Annotated in this window: 6 protein-coding genes and 2 pseudogenes; 5 read left to right on the plus strand and 3 right to left on the minus strand. The window is 41.1% G+C overall.

The window, feature by feature from the left end; translation table 11 throughout:
• Positions 1-42: 42 nt before the first annotated feature.
• From DXC23_RS07735 to DXC23_RS07745, 3 genes are all read right to left on the minus strand, one after another.
• Positions 43-1,056: a sugar-transfer associated ATP-grasp domain-containing protein gene (locus tag DXC23_RS07735; protein ID WP_117705540.1), complete on the minus strand. Its 1,014-nt coding sequence runs from the start codon at positions 1,054-1,056 to the stop codon at positions 43-45.
• 283 nt (positions 1,057-1,339) lie between these two features.
• On the minus strand, positions 1,340-1,609 hold the full coding sequence (locus tag DXC23_RS07740; protein WP_117705541.1) for a zinc-ribbon domain containing protein: 270 nt from the start codon (positions 1,607-1,609) through the stop codon (positions 1,340-1,342).
• A 66-nt stretch (positions 1,610-1,675) separates the two neighbouring features.
• On the minus strand, positions 1,676-2,263 hold the full coding sequence (locus DXC23_RS07745) for a sigma-70 family RNA polymerase sigma factor (protein ID WP_117705542.1): 588 nt from the start codon (positions 2,261-2,263) through the stop codon (positions 1,676-1,678).
• Positions 2,264-2,470: 207 nt separating this feature from the next.
• On the opposite strand from DXC23_RS07745, the gene DXC23_RS07750 reads away from it, so the two are divergent.
• From DXC23_RS07750 to DXC23_RS12680, 5 genes and pseudogenes are all read left to right on the plus strand, one after another.
• On the plus strand, positions 2,471-4,000 hold the full coding sequence (locus tag DXC23_RS07750) for a YifB family Mg chelatase-like AAA ATPase (RefSeq protein WP_117705543.1): 1,530 nt from the start codon (positions 2,471-2,473) through the stop codon (positions 3,998-4,000).
• A gap of 89 nt (positions 4,001-4,089) precedes the next feature.
• Positions 4,090-4,371 carry a hypothetical protein gene (locus tag DXC23_RS07755; protein WP_117705544.1) on the plus strand — a complete coding sequence of 94 codons (282 nt, stop codon included), beginning with the start codon at positions 4,090-4,092 and terminating at the stop codon, positions 4,369-4,371.
• 289 nt (positions 4,372-4,660) lie between these two features.
• Positions 4,661-5,716, plus strand: a complete 1,056-nt coding sequence (locus tag DXC23_RS07760; RefSeq protein WP_022234474.1) for a hypothetical protein — start codon at positions 4,661-4,663, stop codon at positions 5,714-5,716.
• A 199-nt stretch (positions 5,717-5,915) separates the two neighbouring features.
• Positions 5,916-6,026, plus strand: a pseudogene (locus tag DXC23_RS12675) (ATP-binding protein); the annotation flags it as partial.
• 45 nt (positions 6,027-6,071) lie between these two features.
• Positions 6,072-6,321: pseudogene (locus tag DXC23_RS12680) on the plus strand (ATP-binding protein); the annotation flags it as partial.

Consider the following 6,321-nt stretch of genomic DNA (forward strand, 5'->3'; position numbering starts at 1 on the left):
TAAAAATCTCCGTCGCAACTCTGCAACGGAGATAAAATATATTTATATTCCTTTAACATACTGTCTGAGTGTCGGCAAAAAGCCGATTTTATCGGGTGCCTGCAAGGGCATTTGCGGAAATGCGTCGTGTCCCGGCATATTGTTTGCCTCGATAAACAAAGGCCCATCCTCTGCAATGGCAACATCCCAGCCGATATAACCCAGCTGCGGAAGTTTCAGCGCTGCCTCTCGACACATTTGCATTGACTCCTCCCAATACGGGATTTGATAGCCTTTTATTACACAGCCGGAACGGGGGTGCTTTTCGTATACATTTCTCTGCTTGTCGCAAGCCGGAAATGCAATTTTGCCCGTTTCCATATCTATCGGCGAATACATACCGCCGGCATTAATATTATCAACAGGTCGGTCGCTGTTACCCATACGAATACATGCATAAACGGTGTTTGCCCTGCCCTCCGACAAAATCGTGTAAACTCGAATTGTGTTTACCGATTCGGGATTAATTCTGCTCATATCGGGGTGTTGCTTAACAACCTCTTCAACAATGCTGATCTGCCTTTTTTTCAGCTCGTCATACATATCGTCAAGTGTGTTGAAGTCGGCTTTTTTCAGCTTATCCACACCCTCGCCGCAGCACAAATCGTCAGGCTTGCAAATAATTTCGTCAAACTCCTGCATAAAATCAATAAACTCGCTTTTACTGCATTTAGCAAAATTCAGCCACTTACGGTGGAGATACTCGCCGAACATAGTGTAAAATTCCGTTTTATTATCAAGAATATGATAATAGCTTGAGTTGTTAAGGAGTTTTACAAGAGAATTATTTATACCTCTTGTAACAAAGGTTGCCCTTTGCTCGCTGTTGAGATTATAAAACTCGCAAAGCAGATAATCCTTGTAGCCTGCGCCGTATTTAAATCCGCAAGACACAATATCTGCCAAAATAGCAGCTCTCGGCTTGCCCGAAAGCTTATGCACCTGCTTTACAGTATCAAAAAGTGCACTGTAATCCATATGTGCAATACATCTTATTATATAACCAAGCTTTCCCATCAGAAAACTCCTTCTCCATTTTCAAATTGTTAAAAACTTGTATCTAAATAATTACCGTTTAGTAACCATTTTAAAGGTTATATTACAAAATGTCAATAGAGATTTTGTGTTTTGTTTATGAAAGTTTTGAAAACAATTCATCAAAAAAGTATTAATATAAAAAGAAAAACGGCGGATTCATCATAAATCCGCCGTTTCTTACAGCTTAAAAAATATACAAACTATATTGGTTTTAAAACAATGCCTTTTAAAATCGCTATAATAAATATAAGTCTGTCTGTTATTACTTTCTCTTTGCAAAACAATCGCTGCAATAGTAAGCCTTGCCTTCCATTGGCTTGAAAGGAATCTTTGCAACGCCGCCGCACTCTGCGCAAGTTGTTTCAAAAAGCTCACGGGCCGGTTTAGCTGCATTTTTGCGAGCCTGTCTGCAAGCCTTGCAACGCTGTGGCTCATTTACAAAACCTTTTTCAGCATAAAACTCCTGCTCGCCAGCTGTGAAAACAAATTCATTTCCACATTCTTTACATACTAATGTCTTATCTTCGTACATTGTTTTTTACCTCACTTTTGTACTGTATAGTTTTTGCCCTTTTGCGGAGTTGCACCGCTCAATCTTTTAAGGACAGATATGTAAGGAAATTTTCTTTTTTGCTCTTTGCAGTGCATTGTCGGCTGACTTTGCGGTTATACATAGCTTTTCTGCGATTTCAGCATAGCTTAAACCGCCGCAATACATCATAAGCACCCTGTACTCCCTATCCGAAAGCAGCTCCCTCAGCTTACCGAACAGCAACGAGAAATGCTCCTTTGCAATCATAAGCTCTTCGGGGTTTGTATGCTCGCCCTCAAGCTCCTCGGTACTTTCTTCAAGTGAAACTATGCTTGCGCTCGGCACTGCCTTTTGCGCCTTTGCCTTGCGCACAATAGAAATAAATCTGCGCTCCACCACAATGTCAACATAGCTTTTAAAAGAAGTCTTCTGGGCAATGTCAAAGGTGCGGCAAGCACTTAAAAGACCCATAAGCCCTTCCTGCACAAAATCATTTCGCTCGTAGCCGTCAGCAGAATATTTATTAGCCAAAAAGCCAATATTTCGCAAATATCTCAAGGTGAGCACATCAAAAGCGCTGTCGTTTCCGCTTTTTACAAGCACCGCAAGCTCTGCGTCTGAAAGCTCAGTAAGATTTTTTAACGACTCAGACACACACTCACCTCAAAAGACTATTCCTTATATTAAATAATAACCGATTTGCTTTTATTTGTCAATAACAAAATAAATATTTTCCGTAATTTTTTTTAATCATGCCGACAATAATTGTGCAGATTTTACATATTTTACTGTATTTTGACTTGTAAGCAATCTTATAAAATGGTATAATATTATTTAAACTTTACAGAAGAGGTGCTTAAAATGGTTGTGAAAATTAACAGTTTTGGTCTTATGGGAATGGACAGCTACCCCGTTGAGGTTGAGGGCGCAATCAACAAGGGGTTTCCTGCCTTTGATATGGTAGGTCTGCCCGATGCGGCGGTAAAAGAAAGTCGTGACCGAGTTAAAAGTGCCATGAAAAACTGCGGTTTTCCGTTTCCGACCGCCCACATAACAATTAACCTTGCACCTGCCGATATAAAAAAAGAAGGACCTATATACGATCTGCCGATTCTCATAGCCGTTCTCAAGATGACGGGCGCTGTGGTTGCCGAGCTATCCGACTCGGCTTTCTTGGGCGAACTATCCCTCGGCGGCGATGTGCGCCCGATTAACGGCGTACTTCCTATGGTGATAAAGGCTCGTGAGCTTGGCTATAAAAAAATCTATGTTCCCGTTGCAAACAGCGCTGAGGGTGCGGTGGTTGACGGAATAGAAGTATATCCTGTTGAAAATATTTTACAGCTGCTATCCCATTTAAGCGGTGACAAGCCAATCTCCCCTGCCGTTGCAGAAATTGAGGACAAAAGCAAAGCTGCGCAGTTTATTCCTGATTTTTCGCAGGTAAAAGGTCAGGCAGAGGTAAAACGAGCATTGGAAATTGCAGCCGCAGGCGGACACAATATTTTGCTTATCGGTCCTCCCGGCTCAGGCAAAAGTATGCTTGCAAAGCGTATTCCTTCTATTCTGCCAGATATGACATTTGACGAAATGATAGAAACCACAAAAATACATTCTATTGCTGGTCTGCTCGACAAAAACGGACTTGTACGCACCCGTCCTTTCCGTTCGCCGCACCATACCGTAACAGCGGTAGCACTCGGCGGTGGCGGTACGGGAACAGTTCGACCGGGTGAAGTATCGCTTGCCCATAACGGTGTGCTTTTTCTTGACGAGCTGCCTGAATTTTCGAGAATGTCGCTTGAGGTGCTCCGCCAGCCGATTGAGGACGGAAAAATCACAATTTCCCGTTCGCACGGAAGTTATACTTACCCCTGCACCGTTATGCTTGTTGCGGCAATGAACCCTTGCCCATGCGGATATTTTAATGATCCGTCGGGCAAATGCACCTGCACACCGCAAAAGATACATAATTATCTTAACAAAATCAGTGGCCCTTTGCTCGACCGATTTGATATTCACTGCGAGGTATCGGCGGTGAAATTTGACGAGCTGAGGGATAAGGAACAAACCGAACCGTCTGCCGAAATTAAAAAGCGAGTTGATAAGGCAAGGCAGATTCAATCCGAACGCTACAAAGGCACAAGCACAAGCTGCAACGCAAACATCAATGCCGACCAATTTGAAAAAGTGTGCGTTATTGATGACGAGGCAGAGCAAATGCTGAGAGGAGCGTTTGAAAGTATGGGAATGACCGCAAGAGCCTACGACCGAGTGCTAAAGGTTGCAAGGACGATTGCCGATCTCGACAACAGCGAAGTCATTAAATCAGACCATATCCTTGAGGCTGTGCAGTACCGCAGTTTGGACAGAAAGTATTGGGGAAAATGATTTTCGGTTATAAAATTCAGATTGGATAATAAAAATTGTCTGACTGAATCGCAGATCAGATGCAGACAGCCATAGCGGAGAACAGCCGGATGGCACTTGAACAGAATGGATATGAGAGAAGATATGCTGACCTTACCGAAAGGTACAATACCATCAAAGCAGATTATGACAAGATTTCAGGACAGATTGAAAGCAAAAAGGCTCAGAGGGAATTATTCAAGGGCTTCATCCGGGCATTGGAAAAGCAGGGGGCTTTAGTAGAAGAATTTGATGAGGGACTTTGGAGCAGCCTTGTTCAGGAAGTGGTGGTAAAGTCAAAGGATGATATACTATTCATCTTTAAGAACGGATTTAAGATAAAAACGAGATAAATTAAATCCTGATTTGACACATATTATAATAGAAGAAAAAATTCAGAAATTTGATAATAAAAGGTCGTATTCGTCAGTAACCATCGGGCTTGACGGGTTTAACCTTTTATATTGCAGAAATATAACATAAAATGGATATGCGAATCTGCCGATATAAGGTATAATAAGTGTGTTGAGTTTTACAAATCGGAATTGACAGAGCTCTTTGAGCGAGGGATGATTCTTGTCCGATGGGCAAGAAGATGGGAGCAAGATACAGAAAAATTGGGATTTGTTTATGAGGTGACTTATGGATATAAAGATTGAAAACGGCAAAATCATTTTTAGCGAGAATAATATTAAATATTCTTTTGATGCTCACGGAGAGTATCCTCGTCCGTCAATAATGCCTGCAATCAGCGTTGGTGGAAAGCATTTGTCAAACAGAAGCGAGGATATAAAAATCGAAAAGCATACAGCCGTTCAGGACATTGCTATCGGAAATAATATGGCTGCATGGTATACTCAGGAATTTCTGCCCGACGGAGCCGATTACAAGTTAAGCAAAAAAGCAAGCATATATATTGGAGATTTCTCTACGGGAAAAGAAAAGCTGATATATAAAGGTGAATGTTACGGTGATCTTTGCTTTTACGAAAACGATTTGTTTTTCAATATAGGCAACAAAGTTGCTGTATATCACTTAAACAGCGGAGAATCCGAAGTATTGTTCAAGCATTCAGGCATCAAGAAAAGCGGCATAGACTTGCATATTACGCCAAAGCGTATCTTTTTTCAGCACTGGACACATAGTAATAACAATACAATGTGGTATGACCGTGAAACACAAAAACTTATCAATCCGCATTTTGATGGATCTGTTATGTTTTTCCTTGATGATGAAACAATTATCTACAAAGGTCTTAATCATACCTGGATTTATGATACTAATTCTATGAAAAAGAAATGTTTTTTCAGTAATAAAGACCGTAATAAGATAATTGAAATGGTAGGAATGTTTTTTGATATCCCTAAAGAACATATTAATAAATATACTTCTTCTTGGACAAAAATAGAGCTCAACGGTTTTGAGAATGGCAGATTATATTTTAAATGTTTCCTTGACTATTTTGAAGAAAGCTCTTCTTTTGAAGATGACCAAAGAAATTGTCATTCATTGGGGCTTCCATCAATAGCTCAAACGCAGATATCCTGCGATCTTTCCGGAAAAAACATTATAATAGAAGCAGACAAATCTGACATCGTAATTGAAGAAAAGCCATATAACACACTCCACATGGAGAAATTCGATTTCACAATGGTTACAAAAAAGGCTTTTCGCGACAAACAAGAAATTAACGAATAATCTATTGGTTGTTTATCATAGTGATAAATTCAAGTTTGTCGGGCTGACGAGATACAGAAAACTAGATAACAATAATCAACAGGCAGGTGGTCTTGTAACGAGACCGTCTGCCTTCTTTTATGCCTGCAAGTGCCATTTCTCAAGGGGTGTTCAAATGAACCCCCTTTGAACACCCCTAGGGGAAATAAGGTTAAATTGTATCAAGTTCAGTGTTCCAACGAATCCGTGTCCGTGCGGATATTTTAATGACCCGTCAGGAAAATGCACCTGTACTCCGCAAAAGATACATAATTACCTTAATAAAATCAGCGGCCCGCTGCTTGACCGTTTTGACATACATATAGAGGTATCGGCGGTGAAATTTGACGAGCTGAGGGATAAGGAGCAAACCGAACCGTCTGCCGAAATTAAAAAGCGAGTTGATAAGGCAAGGCAGATTCAATCCGAACGCTACAAAGGCACAAGCACAAGCTGCAACGCAAACATCAATGCCGACCAATTTGAAAAAGTGTGCGTTATTAATGACGAGGCAGAGCAAATGCTGAGAGGAGCGTTTGAAAGTATGGGAATGACCGCAAGAGCCTACGACCGAGTGCTAAAGGTTG

The organism is Eubacterium sp. OM08-24 (genome assembly GCF_003438075.1).
Taxonomy (GTDB): Bacteria; Bacillota; Clostridia; order Oscillospirales; family Acutalibacteraceae; genus Ruminococcoides.

Excerpts from the sequence above, each read along its gene's own strand:
- DXC23_RS07735 (WP_117705540.1), bottom strand. The coding sequence starts at position 1,056 with ATGGGAAAGCTTGGTTATATAATAAGATGTATTGCACATATGGATTAC.
- DXC23_RS07750 (WP_117705543.1), top strand. The coding sequence starts at position 2,471 with ATGGTTGTGAAAATTAACAGTTTTGGTCTTATGGGAATGGACAGCTAC.
- DXC23_RS07755 (WP_117705544.1), top strand. The coding sequence starts at position 4,090 with ATGGCACTTGAACAGAATGGATATGAGAGAAGATATGCTGACCTTACC.
- DXC23_RS07740 (WP_117705541.1), bottom strand. The coding sequence starts at position 1,609 with ATGTACGAAGATAAGACATTAGTATGTAAAGAATGTGGAAATGAATTT.
- DXC23_RS07760 (WP_022234474.1), top strand. The coding sequence starts at position 4,661 with ATGGATATAAAGATTGAAAACGGCAAAATCATTTTTAGCGAGAATAAT.